The 20,462-nt window shown below is 46.9% G+C and carries 23 protein-coding genes; 9 read left to right on the forward strand and 14 right to left on the reverse strand.

Translation table 11 applies throughout. The features are described from left to right. Nucleotides 1-29 precede the first annotated feature (29 nt). Nucleotides 30-578 carry a cysteine hydrolase family protein gene (locus INR79_RS20840; RefSeq protein WP_223099647.1) on the reverse strand — a complete coding sequence of 183 codons (549 nt, stop codon included), beginning with the start codon at nt 576-578 and terminating at the stop codon, nt 30-32. Between the two features lie 119 nt (nt 579-697). On the opposite strand from INR79_RS20840, the gene INR79_RS20845 reads away from it, so the two are divergent. Genes INR79_RS20845 through INR79_RS20860 form a run of 4 tightly spaced genes read left to right on the forward strand, consistent with a single transcriptional unit; the run spans nt 698 to nt 2,952 of the window. Continuing rightward, nucleotides 698-1,606 (forward strand): GlxA family transcriptional regulator, encoded by a 909-nt coding sequence (locus INR79_RS20845; protein ID WP_223099648.1) that lies wholly within the window; start codon nt 698-700, stop codon nt 1,604-1,606. 23 nt (nt 1,607-1,629) lie between these two features. Then, entirely contained in the window at nt 1,630-1,983 is a 354-nt protein-coding gene (locus tag INR79_RS20850) for a hypothetical protein (RefSeq protein ID WP_022595938.1), read from the forward strand. Nucleotides 1,984-1,991: 8 nt separating this feature from the next. After that, complete coding sequence (locus INR79_RS20855; protein ID WP_022560845.1) at nt 1,992-2,411, forward strand: N-acetyltransferase; 420 nt, start codon at nt 1,992-1,994, stop codon at nt 2,409-2,411. A 55-nt stretch (nt 2,412-2,466) separates the two neighbouring features. Continuing rightward, nucleotides 2,467-2,952: a GNAT family N-acetyltransferase gene (locus INR79_RS20860; protein ID WP_022595940.1), complete on the forward strand. Its 486-nt coding sequence runs from the start codon at nt 2,467-2,469 to the stop codon at nt 2,950-2,952. A gap of 92 nt (nt 2,953-3,044) precedes the next feature. Here INR79_RS20860 and INR79_RS20865 read toward each other — a convergent pair whose 3' ends face one another. The 3 genes from INR79_RS20865 to INR79_RS20875 all read right to left on the reverse strand — a co-directional run bounded on the left by INR79_RS20865 (nt 3,045) and on the right by INR79_RS20875 (nt 6,125). Then, nucleotides 3,045-3,383 (reverse strand): DUF3316 domain-containing protein, encoded by a 339-nt coding sequence (locus INR79_RS20865; protein ID WP_022590889.1) that lies wholly within the window; start codon nt 3,381-3,383, stop codon nt 3,045-3,047. 205 nt (nt 3,384-3,588) lie between these two features. Continuing rightward, nucleotides 3,589-5,508: a monovalent cation:proton antiporter-2 (CPA2) family protein gene (locus INR79_RS20870; RefSeq protein ID WP_223099649.1), complete on the reverse strand. Its 1,920-nt coding sequence runs from the start codon at nt 5,506-5,508 to the stop codon at nt 3,589-3,591. Continuing rightward, nucleotides 5,505-6,125 carry an NAD(P)H-dependent oxidoreductase gene (locus INR79_RS20875; RefSeq protein WP_223099650.1) on the reverse strand — a complete coding sequence of 207 codons (621 nt, stop codon included), beginning with the start codon at nt 6,123-6,125 and terminating at the stop codon, nt 5,505-5,507. The genes INR79_RS20870 and INR79_RS20875 overlap by 4 nt, the downstream gene beginning before the upstream one ends. Before the next feature lie 595 nt (nt 6,126-6,720). Here INR79_RS20875 and INR79_RS20880 point away from each other — a divergent pair. The 3 genes from INR79_RS20880 (at nt 6,721) to INR79_RS20890 (ending at nt 8,669) form a co-directional block, all read left to right on the forward strand. Continuing rightward, complete coding sequence (locus INR79_RS20880) at nt 6,721-7,374, forward strand: Qnr family pentapeptide repeat protein (RefSeq protein WP_004403601.1); 654 nt, start codon at nt 6,721-6,723, stop codon at nt 7,372-7,374. Nucleotides 7,375-7,638: 264 nt separating this feature from the next. Continuing rightward, the gene (locus INR79_RS20885) at nt 7,639-8,031 is read left to right on the forward strand and encodes a hypothetical protein (RefSeq protein WP_223099651.1); all 393 of its coding nucleotides are present in this window, start codon (nt 7,639-7,641) and stop codon (nt 8,029-8,031) included. Between the two features lie 14 nt (nt 8,032-8,045). Continuing rightward, nucleotides 8,046-8,669 carry a lysoplasmalogenase gene (locus INR79_RS20890; protein WP_022560857.1) on the forward strand — a complete coding sequence of 208 codons (624 nt, stop codon included), beginning with the start codon at nt 8,046-8,048 and terminating at the stop codon, nt 8,667-8,669. Nucleotides 8,670-8,697: 28 nt separating this feature from the next. Here the strand turns inward: INR79_RS20890 and INR79_RS20895 are convergent, their stop codons facing one another. Then, nucleotides 8,698-9,063, reverse strand: a complete 366-nt coding sequence (locus INR79_RS20895; RefSeq protein ID WP_223099652.1) for a nuclear transport factor 2 family protein — start codon at nt 9,061-9,063, stop codon at nt 8,698-8,700. A 124-nt stretch (nt 9,064-9,187) separates the two neighbouring features. Further along, nucleotides 9,188-10,075, reverse strand: coding sequence for a LysR family transcriptional regulator (locus INR79_RS20900; protein ID WP_223099653.1), 888 nt, complete (start codon nt 10,073-10,075; stop codon nt 9,188-9,190). A 187-nt stretch (nt 10,076-10,262) separates the two neighbouring features. Here INR79_RS20900 and INR79_RS20905 point away from each other — a divergent pair, with 187 nt between their 5' ends. Both INR79_RS20905 and INR79_RS20910 read left to right on the forward strand, forming a co-directional pair. Further along, nucleotides 10,263-10,949 carry a glutathione S-transferase family protein gene (locus tag INR79_RS20905; RefSeq protein ID WP_223099654.1) on the forward strand — a complete coding sequence of 229 codons (687 nt, stop codon included), beginning with the start codon at nt 10,263-10,265 and terminating at the stop codon, nt 10,947-10,949. Nucleotides 10,950-11,122: 173 nt separating this feature from the next. After that, the gene (locus INR79_RS20910; protein WP_223099655.1) at nt 11,123-11,875 is read left to right on the forward strand and encodes an SDR family NAD(P)-dependent oxidoreductase; all 753 of its coding nucleotides are present in this window, start codon (nt 11,123-11,125) and stop codon (nt 11,873-11,875) included. A 58-nt stretch (nt 11,876-11,933) separates the two neighbouring features. On the opposite strand, the gene INR79_RS20915 is transcribed toward INR79_RS20910, so the two are convergent. From INR79_RS20915 to INR79_RS20950, 8 genes are all read right to left on the reverse strand, one after another. Continuing rightward, complete coding sequence (locus INR79_RS20915; RefSeq protein WP_223099656.1) at nt 11,934-12,920, reverse strand: zinc-binding dehydrogenase; 987 nt, start codon at nt 12,918-12,920, stop codon at nt 11,934-11,936. Next, a complete protein-coding gene (locus INR79_RS20920; protein WP_223099657.1) occupies nt 12,917-14,044 on the reverse strand; it encodes an ABC transporter ATP-binding protein in 1,128 nt (375 codons plus the stop codon). The genes INR79_RS20915 and INR79_RS20920 overlap by 4 nt, the downstream gene beginning before the upstream one ends. 12 nt (nt 14,045-14,056) lie before the next feature. After that, nucleotides 14,057-14,869, reverse strand: a complete 813-nt coding sequence (locus INR79_RS20925; protein ID WP_004403632.1) for a carbohydrate ABC transporter permease — start codon at nt 14,867-14,869, stop codon at nt 14,057-14,059. A 12-nt stretch (nt 14,870-14,881) separates the two neighbouring features. Then, complete coding sequence (locus tag INR79_RS20930) at nt 14,882-15,772, reverse strand: carbohydrate ABC transporter permease (RefSeq protein ID WP_004403633.1); 891 nt, start codon at nt 15,770-15,772, stop codon at nt 14,882-14,884. Between the two features lie 123 nt (nt 15,773-15,895). Continuing rightward, complete coding sequence (locus tag INR79_RS20935; protein WP_223099658.1) at nt 15,896-17,302, reverse strand: extracellular solute-binding protein; 1,407 nt, start codon at nt 17,300-17,302, stop codon at nt 15,896-15,898. Nucleotides 17,303-17,374: 72 nt separating this feature from the next. Further along, nucleotides 17,375-17,884 (reverse strand): VOC family protein, encoded by a 510-nt coding sequence (locus INR79_RS20940; RefSeq protein ID WP_004403646.1) that lies wholly within the window; start codon nt 17,882-17,884, stop codon nt 17,375-17,377. Between the two features lie 76 nt (nt 17,885-17,960). Continuing rightward, a complete protein-coding gene (locus INR79_RS20945) occupies nt 17,961-18,983 on the reverse strand; it encodes an aldo/keto reductase (protein ID WP_004403647.1) in 1,023 nt (340 codons plus the stop codon). A 287-nt stretch (nt 18,984-19,270) separates the two neighbouring features. Next, a complete protein-coding gene (locus INR79_RS20950; protein ID WP_223099659.1) occupies nt 19,271-20,308 on the reverse strand; it encodes a zinc-dependent alcohol dehydrogenase in 1,038 nt (345 codons plus the stop codon). Between the last annotated feature and the right edge of the window lie 154 nt (nt 20,309-20,462).

Here is a 20,462-nt window from a genome sequence, read left to right on the forward strand (position 1 = left end):
AAGGCTCCGTTTTTTAATTGAAGTTAAGGCTACATTTCTGCCAGAAAATCCTCTAAAGGCTTGATGTCGGCAAGCATGGTTAACTCAGCTAAAGCGGTTTCATGCACGACATCCGCAGTTATGGTTTTCTCTCCTAACTCAAGGTCTTTTGTTGCGCAGGCATCCTGAATCACCGTCGCCTGAAAGCCACGCTCCATGGCTCCTCGGGTTGTAGTGCTGACGCACATATGAGTCATCATTCCCGCTATTACAACTTGTTCTACTTCGAGCTCGCGCAAGGTGTTTTCAAGCGCTGTTTCCCAAAAAGAGTTGGGATAGTGTTTGGTAAGCACCGGTTCATCAGAATGAGGCGCCACACCAGCGTAGATCTCCTGCCCCCTTGTTCCGGGAATCATAAATCCCAGATCTTGCGATGCCGCAGCATGCTGAATGTGTATAACCGGGCGCTTTGCATCTCTGAATGCATCTAGCAATTTTTTAGCATTCTCGGCAGCTTGCACCGGACCCTGAAGTGTCAATGCACCCCCTTCAAAGTAGTCGTTCTGGATGTCTATCAAAACCAAAGCAGTATTGTTCATGTGGAAAATCCTTATTGCTATTTCAAGAAAACTGATTGCTAATTCAGGAGATAATGTACATAAACAGCCAAGATGATTTAATGGCGTAAATTGACTTTTTATGGTTAAATTTCGCCAATATGAAAACACTGAATATTTACATACTGACGTTTCCTGAAGTGATGCCTTCGGCGGTTCAGGGAGTCAAAGATCTATTTCAGATTGCTAATCAGCAGTTTGGGAGTAAGCAATTTGATGTAAGAGAGCTTGCTTATCAAAGCTCAGAACCAGTGGATGGGAATGCGTTGATTTTCATTCCTCCGTGTTTGTCTGCCGATCTGCCAGATTTCCAAACTGAGGCTGTCATCACTCTGATACGAGAATGGCACCGCGCTGGTGCTGTGATTGTCTCTTCTTGCGCTAGTGTGTTTTGGCTGGCAAATGCAGGCTTGCTGGATGGCAAATACGCGACGACTCACTGGCGGCTTTGCGATCAGCTTGAGCGCGATTATCCCTCTATTTCCAAAGTCTGCACCCATGAAATGCTGGTGGATGAAGGAGACATAGTGACTGCTGCGGGGCTTTACGCTTTTCAGGATCTGGCGCTTCACGTTATGGCGAGGTACGCCAATTTTGAGCTGGCTAAACAGGTCGCAGATTTTTGCCTGTTAGATTTTAAAGGCCGGATGCAGGCGTACTACCAGAGGTTTATTCCTGATCTTACTCATGGTGATGTTGTAGTGCTCAAAGCGCAGCAGTTTTGTGACGCGAACTTTAGCCAAGATCTGGCGGTGGCAGATATTGCGCAGCACTGTCACTTGAGCGAGCGAAGCCTGCTACGTCGATTTAAGAGTGCGACGGGCTACACACCAAAGCAATACATCATTCAACTTAGAGTTGAACGCGCCAAACAATTGATAGAACTGGAAAATATTACTATTGAAGCGGCGGGAGCTGCGGTAGGGTATACAGACGTCAGTAACTTTACCAAGCTGTTTAAAAAAACAACGGGTATTACTCCCGCAGAGTTTAAGCAGCGCGTAGGTTAGCTTCATGACGGTAAGGAGTAAAAATGAAAGGCTTTGCAACCTTTGCGATAGTCAGCAATACACTAGTGCTCGCGCTCATTGTGATTCTGGAATATTCGACCGGTTTTTTCGGTCTTCAATATTGGACGGACTACGCGTTTTTCAATCTTTTGGTCTTATGGGGAATAGCCATGGTGCTGTTCAAGTTTCCTCCGTTGACTAATGATTTTTCTGATACAGATAACAGATCAGCAGATGCGGCAGGATCTCTTGTAGATACTGAAATTGCTGATGAGATTGATGAAGAACGTTTTGAAGAGAATGTAGTGCTTTACCAGAAGTTTTTTGTTTCCGGTGTTCCAGCGCTATTGGTGTGTATAGCAAGTCAGTTTATTTGAGGTTAATAATGATAAGAAAATTTACCCAGTCAGATATTGATGCGGTACTGGATATTTGGCTGACCGCTTCCATAGACGCACACAATTTTGTTGAAGCTGATTTTTGGCGAGATCAGATAAGTAATATGCGAGACGTATACATTCCAGCGTCGGAAGTTTACGTGTTTGAACTGAACGGTGATGTCGTCGGCTTTTATGCGTTGTACGAAGACAGCTTAGCGGCGATTTTTGTCTACCCCGACTTTCAGGGGCAAGGGTTAGGGAAAAAACTCATTACGCATGCAAAGTCACGTCGTGATTCCCTGACCTTATCGGTTTACAAAGACAATCAGGCAAGTTACCAGTTCTATCTTTCACAAGGGTTTAAAGTGATCAGTGAACAAACGGACGAGCACACTGGCTATCCAGAGTACACCATGACCAATTAAGGTCAGTCGATTTGCCGTTGTTAAAGTAGACTTAAAACAGTTCTAAGGAATTTAAATGGAATTCATTCCTTTCAAACCTGAACACGCAGAAACCATCACTACATGGTTTAGAACCAGAGATGAATTTTTGGCTTGGGGTGGTCGCGTGTTTCACTGGCCGCTAACGGCAGAATCAATTTGCCAACGATCGAAAGAAGAAAATCTTAAATTCTATGTTTTGATTGATGATGAAGCTCCGGTCGGGTTTATCGAAATCAATCGTGTGTCTGCAACTGAATCCCGCCTTTGCCGAGTTGCCGTCAATCCGGATATTCGAGGCAAGGGAGTAGGTAGGAAACTGGTTGAATTTTCAATGCAGCAAATCAGGCAAGATCCTGCGGTAGAAGAAGTGTCATTGGCGGTATTTCACAGTAACACGTCAGCAAAACGTTGTTATGATTCGGTGGGTTTTAAGGTCGTGGATAAAGCGCCGTACTTTAAAGTGTTTGATGGAGTTGAGTGGCCAATCTACCAGATGAGTTATAAACTTGTAGCCAAGTGACTTCCAGAGACCACTTAGGTATAGATAAAACCGGGCTGTGATTCGCCCGGTTTTTGCTTTCTTTATCTGAATGATTTTGGGTTTAGCGTGAATCAGCTATCACGGGATTCGTACTGATAATCCACATCGACTACCGCACGGTATTGCACTTCTCCGCGTTTTTTCGAGAACGCTTCGATATGCATTTCAATGTCTTTCACTTCGACGCTGTTGTAAGAGACAGTGTAGGCGGTTATCGGCAGCTTCTTGACTAGCTCACTTGACGTCATTTGGTTGATTTCATCCATGAGAGTATATCCGGCGTTCATTGCCTGCTCCTGCGTGGCAAAGCCTTCTGTTGTTATCGAAGTGGCACTGTTGTTCAACTGAGTTGATGCGAATGCCGTAGAACTTAGTAACAGAGCGGTAGCTAACACGGTTACTTTCTTCATAACAATACTCCTTAAAAGATTCTTGGGGTAAACCAGCCTGATAGCTATCCGAGACTCGCCGAGAGGCTAGTGAGCGATTAGCTCTATTGCTATCAAGCTGGTAACACTCATATTACTGATTACTTTGTAAAGAGTCCGTCAGGCTAGGTAAAACTCCGTCTAGATATTTGTAAAGCTTCCATCAGCAAATTGACTTTGAAATCAGCTACTCTTCAAAATCTTTTAAGTAACCTTTTGGAGGAGGAGTCCAGCTTCGTTCAGATACGTCGTGTTTGCCGCGTCGGTCACTGTGTAAAGACGCTTTCAGCGTTTCCTCTAACTGCATAAAGAGCTTGAGATAATTGTTATCAAAACGCTGTTCTCCGTCTGACTCTTCTACCCAGGCTTGATACAGAACTTCAGAACCTTCTTTTTCTACATCGACATAGGCGGCTTTTTGCTGTTCCACCTGGAATGGATGCGTGCCCAGGCTTCTCAGAGCTTGTGCTCCAACCTCCAGTGCACTGTGGAATGTTTCCTTTTCGATAAAATCGGCGCCAGCCTGGCGAAGGGCGTGCTCATGAACTCTGTCGTAAGCGCGTGCAAGGATGGTCACTTTCGGGTAGGTGTGTTTCACGTACTGCACCAGTTCAACCGCACTTTCTCGGGCATCCATCGCCACAACCAAAAGCTTGGATTCTTCAATGCCTGCCGTGTGCAGCAAGTCTGGGCGAGTGGCGTCACCAAAGTAAGCCTTAGTGTTAATCTTGCGCAGGTTATCTACCTGAGAAGCCTCGCAGTCCAGAACCACAGTAGGGATGTGATTGCTCACCAGCAGTCGGTTAACTATCTGACCAAAACGACCGACACCAGCAATAATGACCTTGCCCGTTTCCTCAATATCGTCCTCGGCACGGCTGTTTTCATTGTCGATGTATTTTGGCACGATCACTTTATCAAACAGAATGAACAGCCCCGGTGTTAGGAACATAGACAGGGCAACAACCATAGATAAAGTTTGCGCCAGTTCGGTTGGCAATACGTGGCTTTGCACCGTGAAACTCAGCAGAACAAAACCGAATTCACCCGCTTGAGCCAGACTGAGTGAGAACAACCAACGGTTGCTGGCTCGAATGCCAAAGAATAAACTCAGCACCAATAGCACCGAGGCTTTGAGCAGCATGACCCCGATAGTCATGCCTATGATGGCAAAGAACTGGTTACCCAGAATATCGAAGTTAATACCAGCACCAACGGTAATAAAGAAAAGACCTAACAACAGCCCCTTAAACGGGTCGATATTGGATTCCAGCTCATGTCGAAACTCACTGTTTGCCAACACCACACCCGCGAGAAACGTACCAAGAGCAGGGGAGAGCCCGACCAAGCTCATTAGTGCAGCAATCCCGACGACCAGCATCAGCGCGGTAGCGGTAAAGATTTCACGCAGCCCGGAACTTGCTACAAACCGGAACAGAGGCCGGCTAGCAAAGTGACCGCCGACGACCAAAGCAACAATAGTAACGATGATCACCAGCCCGTAAGCCCAGCCCGGTAAACCCGCCACCAGACTCATTTCTTCGTGATGGTCAGCTGCTGCTTGCGCTGCACTTTGCGCTTTTTCAACCAGTTCCGGCAGCGCTAGTAACGGAATAAACGCCAGCATTGGGATAACGGCGATATCTTGGAAAAGTAATACCGAGAAGGCATTACGTCCGCCTTCGGTTTTAGACAAACCTTTCTCATTGAAAGTTTGCAGAACAATAGCGGTAGAAGAGAGCGCGAAAATGAGGCCGATACTGAGTGCAATAGTCCAAGGTTGATCAAGCCAAAGGGCAATGCCCATAACGGCAGCCGTAGTTAAACCGACTTGCAGACCACCCAATCCGATCAGCCTGTTTTTCATCGACCAGAGCATTTTGGGTTCCAGCTCTAAGCCAACTAAAAACAGCATCATGACAACACCGAACTCTGCAAAATGCTGAATCGTCGTTGTCTCTTCACCAACTAATCCAATAACCGGACCAATGATGACGCCTGCAATAAGGTACCCCAACACACTGCCTAAGCCGAGCCTTTTGGCGATAGGAACCATGACCACCGCGGCAATCAGGTAGATAAAGGCTTGAAGAAAATAACTGGTCATTGCGCCTTCTCCTTAAGCAGCGGTGATAAGTCGTTGGTAATTTTGGATGCGGTTGCTGCTTTATCCATATCAATCTCGTCTTCCACCAGAGCGGTAAGCAGTTCCTGATATCGTTTGGTGTGCCCTTCGATCCTTCCTTCTTCCGCTGCGGTGCGCGAGCCAAACAGAACGAACGGAGCTAAGTAGTTCATTCCGGTAAGAGACGACATCTGCTCCAGAGGCTGGAGTAACTCGCCAATGGTGAAGTGGTTGTATCCATCGGTACAGTAAGCGCTTTCAGTGCCGCCGGCAGTAATGGCGCACATAAAATGTTTTCCATGAAGAGCTTTACCTTCAGAGCCGTAGGCAAAGCCATATTCCAGCACCAGATCCTGCCACTCTTTGAGAATGGCAGGGGTCGAGTACCAATACAGAGGAAACTGAAATATCACAATGTCATGATCTCGCAGTCTTTGTTGTTCCCGGTCGATATTAATGTTGAAGCGAGGGTATTCGTGATAGAGGTCGACCAAAGTGACGCCTTCAACGTGTTGAGCCGCTCGGAACAGCGGGATGTTCACTTCAGATTTTTTATGAGACGGATGTGCAAAAAGCACCAGAACTTTCTTTTGGGGCATAGATCTTCCCTGAACTTTTTTGTTTGTTTACGAATACCATACAGTTTGTATCAGGTGTGTAACAAGGTTATTTATTTTTATACTCAAGTAATCTCAAGATACTTGGTTCAGCGAGAATTAACTGGCTTTTCAGACAAGACACCGATTTGAAGATCTAGTGGGTCTAAATCAAGAATCGGTAACGCAGTATGAAAGCCAGTTAAACTCGCCCTTGGGAGCTCATATTCTGTCCCATTTCGTCGTCAAAGAACTTGGAAAGGACGCGTCATTCCGCTGCGTCCTTTTCCTTTTCCTTGAACTGAAACAGAATATGAGGCTCTGAATCCTGCATCTTGAGGTCACTTGAGTATACATCTTGAGCAGAATTCTTGAGCAACCCCGCGATTTTTTGATTGTGCATGAGCCGCGAATAACTTTTTTCTGAATATGCGCTATCGATTATTTAAAAACAGAGGGCTTAGAGAGCCTTCTAGGTGCCTTAAATTGGCGATTTTGAGGGTTTTTAAGTTCTTGTTTTTTAAGGTTTTAAAATGTTTGTTTTTCAAAGGGTTAGAGTGTTAGTTTAGCGACACATTCAGTTTTTGAGAGAGCCCTAATGGAATTTATCGAACAGCACTTCACTGAAGAGTCTTTTGCCCGAAATGAAATGATGGAGTATCGATTTTTCAGGTGCACCTTTGAAAGGTGTGACTTTTCACGTGCCGACTTAACCGACGCACTTTTTGAAGATTGCCAGTTCTTTCAGGCAGGGGCACACGAAGGTTGTCAGTTTCAGTATGCCAATTTGAAAGACGCCAGTTTTAAAAACTGTCAGCTGGCATTGGCGCAGTTTACAGGTGCCAACTGTCTCGGTACTGAATTCCGACAATGTGACATGAAAGGTGCGAATTTCCTGAAGGTCAACTTTGCAAACCGCGTGAGTCATCAGGTCTACTTTTGCTCTGTTTACATAACGGGTTGCAACCTCTCTTACGTGAACTTTGAAAACGCCTGTATTGAGAAGTGCGACCTTTTTGAGAATCGCTGGACAGGTGCTAACCTCAATGGGGCTTCTTTTAAAGGCTCGGATCTGTCGCGAGGCGAGTTCTCAGAAGATGCGTGGTCGCAATTCCGTTTTGAGCATTGCGATCTTACTCATACGGAGCTTTATGGTCTGGATCCGAGGCGTATTTCCTTAAATGGTGTGAAAATCTGCGAGTGGCAACAAGAACAACTCCTTGAACCTTTGGGTGTGATTGTTCTTCCGTAGGTTTACTGGGAAAAATTCTTATTACAGCGAGATGTGAGAAGTCAATTCCATAACCGTGATGGTTAAAAATCTTGCGATAAAGCGCAGAAATCCGCCAGTTTCTTGATGGTTTTGTAATCTGGTGCACACCAGATCAATAAGTTATATGTTAACTTTTATTTCCTCTTGGTCTTGAGCCGTAAAATATACCTAAAATTATAAAGGTTAATGGCTCACAAAATGCCAGATATGAACAAGTAGGTTACGTTGAAATAGGATGTTTTGATGTTTAAAAAAGTGGACGTTCCTAGTATGACTTCTGCAGGGTTGAAAGTCGGTGACTCTGTGATTGATATAGAAAAGATTGAAGAGCTTTATGTTGAGGATTACACCACCTCAGACAAAATGAAACGCGCGTTGCTGATTGCGTTTGTTTTCAGTTTTGTTGGTCTTCTTGTCCACCCTCTGTACGCAGGTTTGCCTATATTCTTATTGGTTTTCTGGTACACCTACGCTAAGTCACCCGTGTATGAATTACGCGCTATTGTGAAATCTGGTAACCCAGAAACACAGGATCTGGATACAGGGCTTCACAAAACCATTTGCCGCGAAGATTACATTCTCGTGATAGAAAAGTTCCACGCTATCAAAGCGTATAACGAAATGACGGCACATTAGGTCAGGGCTTTATTGTGACTTGGTCATTTGCGCTGCTGGCGGCAGTCATTCATTTATTTACTCTTTCCAAAGCCCGTAGCTGGGCTTTTTATCTGAGCAAACCACTTCCTGTTATTTGTTTTCTGGTGCTCGCTGCAACGCATTCAGAAACTTACCCATTTGCCTGGCTTATTGCTTTTGGACTCGCGTTCTCTGCTATTGGTGACGTGTTTTTAATGCAACCGAAAGACAGGTTTATCGCCGGGCTGGTGTCTTTCTTTATTGCCCATGTCGCCTATGGATGTGCCTTTTGGAGTCTGATAGAGGGCAGTATGACTGCCTGGTTGCCAGCCGTGCTATTTTCGGCAGGCATCATGGTGTATCTGCTTTTGCTCCCTTCGCTTGGAAAGCTTAAGCTGCCTGTGGCGTTTTACATTTTGGTGATTGTTCAGATGACCTGGGCGGCAGGAGCCTGGTGGTTACAGGATCATTCTCTCGCAGCCAAAGCGGCATTTGTGGGTGCCATTGTTTTTATGGTTTCGGATCTTGTGTTAGCTATGGATCGATTTAGAAGTGCAGGGCGCTATGCTCAGCAAATATTGATGACCAGCTACTACGGAGCGCAGGCGCTGATCACCTATTCTCTTGTTGTCTATTAGGCTGAGAGTGTATTTGCCCTAAAGCCCATCAGCCCATAAAAGTGACACGCTTAATCAGTCCATCTACCACTTCATAAGCGGCGATAACTTTCACGCTGTTTTCCACTTCGCAAGAAGGCAGACTGGAAGATTCTGCCAGTTCATGATCCACCAGAAAACAGTCGTGAACAATGCGTTTAAGTGAGCTGGCATTCAGGTAATTCAGGCTGGCGAACTTCTTTCCATAGCGCTCAATCAGCGTATCTTTTCCTGTGTACATTAAGCCTTGAGAGAAAGAGTGTATTTCCACATCATCGTGATAGGTTGCCGCGAAAGCTTCGATATCACGAGCGTTGTAGGCGTCGAGTTGTTGATCGACGATGGCAATGGTGGCAAGTTCCGTTTCAGTATGCATCTGGTATCCCTATTTTTTGTTTGGCGAAGAGGGTATACACAATTAAGCAAAAGGTATAGTCAAATGGCTTCAAGATGCAATGTTCGCCAAGTATAAAACCATTCAAAATTAGGTGCCCCATGGTTCATTTGGGACTAGAGGGTGTTTCAAAGTTTATCGCTTTAAAGTAGTTCACAAGATATTGCGAGACGATACGGACACGCTCTGATTTACGTAAGTCCGGATGCGTAAGTATCCATAGATCACTGGTTTTCCCAGGTTCAAATTCGGCGACTTCTAACAGTCCTTCCCGCCGCTGGTCAACGGGCAAAAAGGCAATGCCGTGTCCGCTTTGAGCGTAATAAGACATTGCGGTTAACTCATCACACCGCATCACAATAGAACGAGAAAAGTGGGCTTCTAGCCAAGAAAAAGCAGGCAGGTTAAGCATGTTCCCCATACCACCAATTAAAGGAAAGTCGGCTAGTGTTTCTAAAGTAGGTAAGGCGGAATAGGAGTTCTCAAACTGCTTTGAAACAAACATTCCCCAAGGAATAGTTGCCGCTTTTCGCCCTATTAAGTGTTCAGGCGGAGAGCTGGTGGCTCTGATCGCAATATCGGCGACTCGGGAGTTAAGGTTGTATAAATCATTACTAGACAGAATTTCGTATCGGATATCGGGATAGTCACGGGTAATGGAAGCTAAGACCGGAGGCAAATAATGGTTGGTAATATTAAACGGAGCCGTAATTTTCACGATTCCCTTAGGTAAAAACTCCTTTCCGACGATATGACGCTCAATTTTCTCTGCGCTCTCCTGCATTGAAAATGCCAGCGCCAATACTTCTTCTGCCAGCGGAGTTGGCTTGTATCCTTTCGAGCCACGTTCAAAAAGCTTGCCACCAACCTCTTTTTCCAGAGACTCGATTCTTCTCAACACCGTGGTGTAGTTAACCCCTAAAGCCTTAGCGGCTGAGGTAATTGAGCCGTTTTGGGATACGTAGGTCAGCGTCTTGAGTGAGTTCCAGTCCATGATTGCAATTTTGCAGTTGTTTAATGCAAAAATTACAACTACCGACGCATTAATGCAATTTGTAAGCTTTGATTGTGGGCATCAAACAGGAAGCCTTCATGAATATTTCACCAAGGTAACGCTTGCTGAACCTATCCACTGCCTGACATTCGCAGTGGCAAATACGCTATTACCACGGAGGTAAACCATGCAAACTGAAAGCTTAGAACTCATTAGTTATAAACTGTGCCCTTATGTGCAAAGGTCTGTGATTACACTGCTGGAAAAAGGCATACCTTTTACTCGTACAGATATAGACCTTTCCGCTAAACCCGACTGGTTTAATGCACTTTCACCTAATGGCAAAGTCCCTCTATTGCGACTAGATAAAGAGCATATTATTTTTGAATCGGCGGTCATTTGTGAGTTTCTCAATGACAGTTCAGGTGGCACCTTGTTGCCTAACACACCATTGGCACGAGCAAAACACCGCTCATGGATAGAGTTTGCCTCACAGACCTTAAATGCGATAGGGCAGTACTATTCAGCCAAAGACAGAGCAACTTTCAACCACGCCAGGCAACAATTGCGCAGCCGCTTTGAAACGCTTGAAGAGGTGATATCTGGTCCTTATTTTTCAGGAACAGCATTCATGCTTGTTGATGCGGCTTATGCTCCCGTTTTTCGCTACTTTGATGTTTTTGAACAGCGCATGAGCAACGACTTGTTTGATGGGCTTGAGAAAGTAGGGCAATTGCGAGAGATACTGGCTACAAGATCGTCCGTTAAAGAGGCAGTAGCCAAAGATTTTGATTCGGCACTTATTGCTTTTGTTATGAAGAAGCAAAGTTATCTCGCGGGGTTACTCCACAGTGGTGATTTGGAAGGAACATAATTGCTGAAGGTGACTGAGTAACTGCATTAAACACTCATGCTGATCAATATTGAAAAGCGACATACCTTGTCTAATTTTTGCGCATTGCTTTTTTTATTTTCAAGGTATATAACTAGATAGTTACAATTTAAATTATTGGTTGTTGATCATTTACTAATGCAAAGGAGTGCAAAATGAAAAATGCAGTAATTACAGGTGCCTGCTCAGGAATGGGGCTCAGTGCGACCAAGCTTTTCCTGGAAAGAGGCTGGGGTGTCGTTATGGTAGACATTAGTGAGGATACGGGTGCTGAGCACATCAGACAGCTCAAAGAAGCAGGTTATGAAAACGTCTGGTTTTACTGCTGTAACATCGGTAAGCGTGATGATGTAGAAAAGCTCGCCAGCTTTACCATGGAAAACGCCAAGCACGTAGATTGTGTTATCAATAACGCTGGGATCTGGCGTGGTGGTGAACTGCACGAAACGTCTGAAGAGGACTGGGATGCGATTTTTGATGTGGACGTTAAATCTGTTTTTCTGACGACCCGAAGCTTTGTACCGCACATGATTGAAAATGGGGGAGGCACCATAGTGAACACCGCGTCGGTGTCTGGGCTATACGGTGATTACAGCATGGCGGCTTACAACGCAGCAAAAGGCGCGGTGGTGAACCTGACCCGAGCCATGGCGCTGGACTATGGCAAGTACAATATTCGAGTGAATAGCGTCTGTCCTTCTGCCTGCGCGACCCCGATGTTTTTGGCGAATCCAGATGATGTGATTGATCTGTTCAACAAAAAAAACCCGCTTGGCAGAATCTGTACTCCTGATGAAGTCGCTGAAGCCATGTACTTCCTTGCAACTGAAGCCTCCCGTTCATGCAACGGGGTGAACCTGCCAATCTCAGGTGGAATGGACGGACATACCGGGCAACCCGTTCAGTAGGTTGGCATACCCTGATTACAAACCCCCACTTCAAAATACTTTGAGGTGGGGGGAGAAGTTACCAGTTCAACACATTGAACGGCTTAGTGAGTTTGCCACTGACCAAGTCACTGTATATGGCTTGAGGATCGTCCATTTTCAGATCCTGAGTAAGATCATTCAGTGGAATTACCCCATCTAAAGACAACCACTTAAGCGCACGTTTGAACCCATCGAAGGTACTGTAAGGTGCGTTATTGTAACCTTCGTAAAGCTCTTCCCAGACAAAGTCCCTTGAAAGCAAAGGCACTTCCCATTCCCAGCCAGAACGAAGGTTGACGTAGTTGAAAAACACTTCATTCAAAATCGCATGAGCCAGCATGTCGGTGTTGGCTTTCCAGGGTACGCCTACCAAGACGACTTCGCCGTTTTTGCGTACTATTCGACACGCATCGAGTATGGCGGCTTCGTGACCGGAGCAGTCAATCACCAGCGCGACTTTTTTCGCGTAATCGGGATCCTCTAGAGGGAAAGAAGGCAAAGCATTAAGCCCGCTTTTTATCGCTTCTTCACGGCGTTGCGGATTGGGATCTATCACTGCAACGTCGTAGCCAGCCAATTTACATTGATGAGCGGCGAGATAACCAACGGGGCCCGCGCCAGACACAATCACTTTATCGCCCGGTCTGGCTTTTGTGGTCATCAAAGTGGTCATGGAAACGCCCATCAACCGAGCTATCACACCTGTGGATGCTGACATTCCTTTGGGCAAAGGCACCACATACATTTCATCAAACTGTTGTGCAGAGCGATGTCCGCCCATACACAAAACGAGTTGTCCCGGTTTGATGCTGCTAACCTTGCTGCCCAATTCCTGAGCTTCAAAAACTGCGGCGTACCCCGGTTTCAACGGATATTCCCCTTGGGTAAACCAAGCGGTTTCTGTACCGGGGCTAATCAGAGAGCACACCGTTCTACCCCGGATTTCTGTCTCTCCTAAAGGTGGGAGTTCAAATTCCCATAATTCAGCCGTATTGGGGGCGGTGAATACGATTTCTTTGTTCATGCTGCGCTCCGTTTTGCTGATGAAGAACCGCCATTTGGCAGGAGGTTTTCCTGAGTTGCCTTGTCAAAAATACTGACCTGAGACATATCGAAACTGACGAACAGGCTCTGCCCCTCAGAAAAGGACGTGGTACTGGAAACCAGCGCACACATGTCGATATCCCCAACCGTCAGGTTAATCAGTTTCTCCTGACCCAAATACTCAATCAGAGTCACTTTCGCTTCCAGTGACGGTACATCTTTAAATGCCTGATGAGAGAGAAGAAGGTGATCAGGGCGAACCCCAAGAACAATGTTGGAATCGGTGGGCGCTTTCGCCAGCTTGATAGCACTGAGTGGAAAGCTGGCACCATTAAACAGAACCTGATTTTCTGCCCCGTTTTGTTGGAGCTGTGCATCCAGCAGGTTCATTTCCGGGCTACCGATGAAGGTTGCTACAAAGGTATTTGCAGGGTGGCGGTAGATGGATTCTGGTGAGCCGATTTGCTCTATCAGCCCGTCCCGCATCACCACGATTTTATCCGCCAGCGTCATGGCTTCGATTTGGTCGTGGGTAACGTAAACGACCGTCGATTTTAACGTCTGGTGGAGCTTGGCGATTTCAAAACGCACTTTACTTCTTAGCTTGGCATCCAGGTTGGATAAAGGTTCGTCAAACAGAAACACATTGGGTGTGCGCACCATGGCTCTGCCCATGGCAACTCTTTGTCTTTGACCGCCCGAAAGCTGGCTGGGTTTTCTTTCTAACAAGGTGTCCAGCCCCAGCGTTTCAGAGACGTTTTTGATGCGCTCCTCCACTTCCGACTGCGAAAGCTTCTGAGGTTTCAGGGCAAACGCCATATTTCCCCGAACCGTCATATGCGGATAAAGAGCGTAATTCTGAAACACCATGGCAATGCCACGATCTTTAGGAGGCACATCGTTAACCCGCGAATCGCCAATACACAAATCCCCCGAGGTGACGTCTTCCAGCCCTGCAATCATACGAAGGGTTGTGGTTTTGCCACACCCAGACGGACCAAGCAGGACAACGAATTCGCCCGGCTCAATGTTTAAATCAATACCATGGACGATTTCGGTCTCTCCATAGCTTTTCGTGATATTTGTTAATGTCACTGATGTCATGAATTTTTCCTCTTAACCTTTAACCGAACCCATGGTGAGTCCTTTCACCAGCCAGCGCTGGCAAGTGAGAACGAAAATAACCCCCGGAATCAAAATGATGAATGAGCCCGCCATAATTCGACCCCACTGCACCGCATCGCTCGACCAGAACGACATGACCGCAACGGTGACCGTCTGAGCGTTAGACCCGGTGAGCATCAGCGCGAACAGGAACTCGTTCCACGAAAAGATAAAGCAGAACACGGCAGACACCGCGAGCCCCGGAGCGGTCAGCGGCAAAGTGACCCGGAAGAACACTGAAAGCAGCCCGTGCCCGTCTACCTGCGCAGCTTCTTCCAGTGCCATCGGGATCTCATCGAAGAACCCTTTCATTAACCAAACCGTCAGCGGAATGTTGAACGTGGAGTAAACAATGATGAGTGCCAGCGGGGAATCCAACAGATTGACCGATTTAAAAATGATGTAGTAAGGCACCACCACTGCAATCGGCGGGAACATTCTGAGAGAAAGGATCCAGAACGCGACATCGCCTACCCATTTCCCCTGAATCCGAGACAGAGCATAAGCTGCCGATGCACCAACAATAAGGCTGAATGCGGTTGACCCGAGCGCAACAATCAGGCTGTTGAGGATCTGCAAATGAAACGGCCTCATGGTGAACAGATCGTAATAGTGTTGCAGTGTTGGCTCGAAGAAGAATGCTGGTGGCTGAGAAAACATGTACGCAGATGGTTTTAACGACGACATCAGAATCAGATAGATGGGCGTCATAAAGAGCACAAGCGCAATGGCGACAAAGAAATAAGTGAGTAACTTCTGTTTCATGCGATACGCTCCTTACCCATTTGTCTGCGGGTTCTTCTGCAACGAGCGGAAGAACAGCGTGATCAACACAACGATGATGATCAGTGAAACGAACGATGCGGCAGCACCGACTCCCATACGCCAGAAGGTAAAGCTCTGGCGATAAATGAATAGCGAAAGCACTTCGGTTGAATCGCCCGGCCCACCTTTGGTCAGCACGAAAATGATGTCGTAAATTTTGAAGGCATCAATGGCTCGCAAAAACAGCAGGCTGATCAACACAGGCTTGAGCTGTGGCAGAGTAATATGGAAGAACACATCCCAGTTGGAATTGCCATCGATCTTTGCCGCTTCTAACGGTTCCGGTGGCATGCTCTGAATCGACGCGGCGATACCCATCATAAAGAAAGGCGTCCACTGCCAGATGTCCGCAATGGCTATGGCGGTAAGCGCCCAGTTGGTGCTGGTGATCCAGCCTACAGAATCAATGCCGACCAGCCCCAGAAAATAGTTGAGATAGCCCAATTCCGGGAAGTAGAGGAACAGCCACACCAGCCCGACAATCACAGGGGCGATCATCATAGGAATCAAAAGCAGCGTTCTTACTACAGCCATTCCGGGAATTGGACGCGTAACGAGATACGCCAGCCCCAACCCCAGAATTAATTGCACCGATAAAGTGGCACCCATCAGTTTGAAGGTGGTGACCAGTGAATGAAAAAAGGGTGAAGAAGTCAGAATTTCTTGGTAATTCGCAATCCCAACGAACACTCTGGGAATAAATGGCTTCGCAAGGTCATAACTGCGAAAGCTTAGCCAAAGTGCATACAACATTGGGTAAATAGTGACGGAAAACAGAACAACAACCGCGGGCAACAGAAACGTTGTGGCGAGTGCTCGGTTTCTCTGTTTGATAAAACTCATAGACGAAATCCGTGTCAGCACATTCTGTGCGAAGAAGACTGGGCGCCTGCCCAGCCTTTGTCCGTAATACAAAGGTCAACAAAACCCTAAGGTTCGCAAGCCCTAAGGTCTGTAAACCCTAAGTTATTGAAGAACCTCGACAGGCACGTCGTTGATCCAACGTAAGCGCATGTCTGTTGGGAAGATCTTCAGGCGAGAGTTGATTTGCGTACAGGCTTTCTCCAACGCTTCTTCAGCCGTTGCGGTTTCTCCTGCAACAAACTTGTTCAACTCAATACCAAACGACTCTTCGACATCGGCGTAAAACGGGTGGAAGATACGGCGTTTGGCGTTGTCCTGTGTTTCCAGAAGCACCTTGTAGTAAGGGTATTTTTTCTGAAGTTCAGGATCGGCAAGAATCGATTTATGGAACTGACTTACGCCAGAACCTTCATTAGCAAAGCGACGCATCAGATCGCGGCTGGTACTCCACTTAATGAATTCCCAAGCTGCATCTTTTTGCTTGGTGGAAGATTTGCTGTTGATAGCAAAAGACAGAGCACCGGTGTATGTCGGCTGCGGTTTACCTTCTCCCGTTGGGCTTGGTGCATAGCCTGCCTCACCAATAGTAGGCAGTACCGCTTCTTCCGGGTTGGTCAGACGGACGGTTCTGACCGACCAGTAACCGGATGTCGCTGTTTCGCCACGCTCCATGTAGCCTGTGCGGATATCCCACATCAAACCCAGATAATCAGGCGGGTTGAACTTCACCAGTTCCTTCATCACGTTTGCAGCTTTCACATGCGGTTCGCCCGTCATGGCGCAAAGACCTGTTTTCGGATCCCAGTAATCACCACCGAAACTTCTCATGATAGGGAAGTAATCGTGCGTGATTGCACCCGCTACCCGGCTAAATGCCTGCGCGTTGCCGTAGAAGTCCTTGGATAACGTTTTACCTGCTAAGGTATCGCCTTTCTTACGCGTAAAGAATTCCGCGATATCAATGTACTGTTTCCAGGATTTAGCAGGGGCTAAGTCATAGCCATATTTCGCTTTAAAAGCGGCTTTCTCGTCGGCATTTTCATACAGATCTTTACGGTAGTTCACCGACCAAATCATGCCAGACGCCGGGAAGGCGAGCAGTTTGCCCTGCCACGAATTTTCTTGTAGCTGAATTGGGATGATGTCATCCAGGTGAACTTCATCGGCATCGCGCTTCACGCGAGAGGTAAGATCTTCCAGCGCGCCGGATTCACCCAGAACCCCCACCCATGGGCTATCTACCCAAAGTAGTTGATAGGTCGGGCTATTTGCGCTCGATTCAATAATAATTTTGTCGATTAAACCCGGGTAAGGGAACTGATCAATTTGAACGTCGATCCCTGTTTTTTCTTTAAACTCTCCAATGATGGGTGCGACTCGGGTTACCGAGGTATCCCCAATGGCGAGCATTTTCAGTTTGGTTCCTGCGAAAGGTTTGTCCTGTGCGTGTCCGGGCATTGCCAGCAGCGCAGACAGACTGATCAAGCAAGCCGATATCATCCTTTTCATGGCTATGGTTCCTTGTGCTGTTCGTAGTTTGGTTAAATTCGCGCATTACGTCCTGGCGCGATGTTGTCTTTCTTAGGGTTTTGGCGACCACATTTTAGGACCGCCGTCCTTTTCGTAGCCCATTGGACCTTCGGTGCTGACAATTTCCATGTACTGACCCCAGGGAGTACGGAAATACAGCCAGTTCAGTCCTTCCATTGGACCTGCATCAATCAGAGTGGGACCTTCAAGTAAGTCGACACCCATGGCTTTCATTTTTTCGGCGCTTTCGTAAACGTTGTCGACTTCAAGCGCGATATGAAAACCGCCAATCTCACTGTTCATTTTCAGTGGTGAAGCGTCTTCACCGCTGTATTCGAATATTTCCAGTGCGCCACCTTTACCACACTGCAAAACGCGCATGTCTTTGATTCTTCTGCCCGCGTTTACACCGAGTCTTCTGTCCATGAACTCATCATCGACGTCCACATACCCCACATTCATGATGGTTTCTGCTCCGAATACTTCGGTAAAAAACTCGACGGCTTGCTCGATGTCTGGAACGGTGAAGCCAATGTGGTTAATTCCATGTACTTTGATCATATTCATATACCTATAAGTAACTAGTTAGTTATTGTTAGGGTAAAATACCCCCCATCCTTTTATTGGGGGGCAAAAATCAATCGTTAGGTGTTGGGGCGTCTTCTCGGATCAATTGTTGTTTTTTCAGCGTTTCCCAGAATTCGGTCGGAATCGCCTGATTGATCCAGTCAAGATTCTGCTGAAGCTGTGAAACGTCCCGGGTACCCGGAATAATGGAAGGCACACAAGGGTGCGCGAGCACAAATTGCAGCGCAGCCGCTGGCAGGGCGACGTTAAACTCTTCACAGACGGCTTCAATCTTCGCGACTTTCTGTTTGATCTCAGCAGGAGCGGGGGCGTAGTTGTATTTGGCTTTTTCGGTGGCACCTGTAGCAAGAATACCGCTGTTGAAACCTCCACCAATAATGATGGACGCGCCGCGGCTTTCACAAAGTGGCAGAAACTCGTCCAGCGCTTCCTGTTCTAACAAGGTGTAGCGACCGGCCAGCAAAAAGCTGTCGAAGTCTCTTTCAATCAAGGCTTGATGGCAAACCTGCCATTCGTTTACACCCACACCAATCGACTTAACAACGCCTTCGTCACGAAGTTGGCTCAACGCTTTGTATGCGCCATCCATGGCCTCGCGAAAACGAGCAGGCTGCGCATCTTTCCCGTGAGTAAAGTTATCGATGTCGTGTATGAAGGCGACATCAATTCGCTCCAGCCCCATACGCTGAATCGAATCTTCGATGCTGCGCATGGTGCCGTCGTAGCTGTAATCAAATTGCATTTCGAAAGGGAGGGCGTTCACCCAAGGCGTAAAATCGATTTTTTCGCGAGCCTGAGGTTTTAAAATTCGACCCACTTTTGTGGATAAGGTGAATTCGTTGCGGGGCTTCCAGCGCAAGGCATGACCGACACGTACTTCCGACAAACCATGACCGTACATAGGCGCAGTATCGAAGTAACGGATGCCTGCATTCCAGGACTTTTCAATCATGGCTTCGGAGGTGGATTCATCAATAGGGCGGAAGATATTTCCTATCGGCGCGGCACCGAACCCCATGGCGGTTACCTCAACGCCACTTCGACTGAACGTGTTGATTTTATTTGCTTTCATAACCATTCCTCTGGTCAACAGAATCTACAATTTGAAGTGTCTTCTCTTGAAGCCTACTGGCTCCATACGGCATGAGAATGAAAAAGCAATGTTGTAATTATGTAAACAGTTAGTTACTTATTTTGCAAGTGTCAATTCTAAGAAAGGTGATGGAGACGTTTTCCTGTGACGTCACCATATGGAGTTGTGGGCACATGGAATAGAGTATATAAGAGGGAAGTTTGGCTGATTTAGCGGAGGTAACGCTCGTGCTGACCGACGAGCGCCGAACTCCTTGTTTGATGAATTTAGGAAACTTTTACCTGAACTTTCAACACGTCTGGTCGGCTCTGGCTAGCAACCTGCTCAAAGGCATTCTGGATATCCTCAAGCGGGAAAGTACAGCTGTTAAAAGCGTCCGTTTTGAACCGATAGTGCAGAAGCAGCGTCATCGCATCGTGCATGTCTTGACCCATTCCGGCAACAGATCCCTTAATGGAGGTTTCTTTCAACACCATATCCAACAGCTTTAGTGAAAGGGCACCGTGTTCATCTGTAATACCAAACGCACTGACGTGTCCTCCCGGTCTGATCAGCTCAAACGCTTTTTCGTAAAGTTGCGGAATGCCGACACTCTCGATAACAATGTCCGCTCCTCTGCCTTCGGTATGGTTCATGACTACTTGCTGAAGCTGATTCATATTCGTTACCGCAATATCAGCGCCGACATCCAGTGCCATTTGCGTTCTTTCTTCTGAAAGATCAGCAATGATAATGGGCGCTGCGCCAATCAACCGCATCATTTGAACGTGTAAATTGCCAATGGGTCCAGCTCCCAGAATAACGACGCTTTGACCGAAACTGACCTGTGCTTTGCGCGCTGCCCGAACCACACAAGCAACCGGTTCAACAAGGGAAAGTAATTCTAATGATGTTCCCTCAGGTGCAACCAGCACCAATCTGGCTGGGACGCTGATGTACTCGGCAAACGCTCCATTTTCATGAATGCCTATTTGCGAAATATCCGGACAATTCATGATCTCGTTCTGGCGGCAGTAGTAGCAGTGACCGCAGCCTTTATTGATGTCCACGGTGACAGACTGACCAATTGAAAGGTGGTTCACGCTCTTGCCTAATTCCGTTATCACCCCTGAAAACTCATGCCCTAACACCATGGGCAGTTTGTCGGCGGAGTAATGACCGTTGAAGATGTGCATATCGGTTCCGCAAATGTTGCAGTTAGATACCTTAATTATTACCTCATCGTCTTTTGGGGTGGGTTTTGCCACTGTTCTCAGCTCGAATTTCCCTGGCTTGGTCAGGTATGCGGCTTGCATTTCACTCATATAAACCTCCTTGTTGCCGTTCAAGGCGAACGTACTTTAGTGAGAGATGGACTTGATAGTATGTAAATAGTTAGTTACATATTTGCAAGTAACAGCTCTAAGAAAAGTGACGAAGGCGTACTTTGAATTGGTCGAACAGAGAAAGATGGAATAG

This window comes from Vibrio sp. SCSIO 43132 (genome assembly GCF_019904195.1).
Classification (GTDB): domain Bacteria; phylum Pseudomonadota; class Gammaproteobacteria; order Enterobacterales; family Vibrionaceae; genus Vibrio; species Vibrio nigripulchritudo.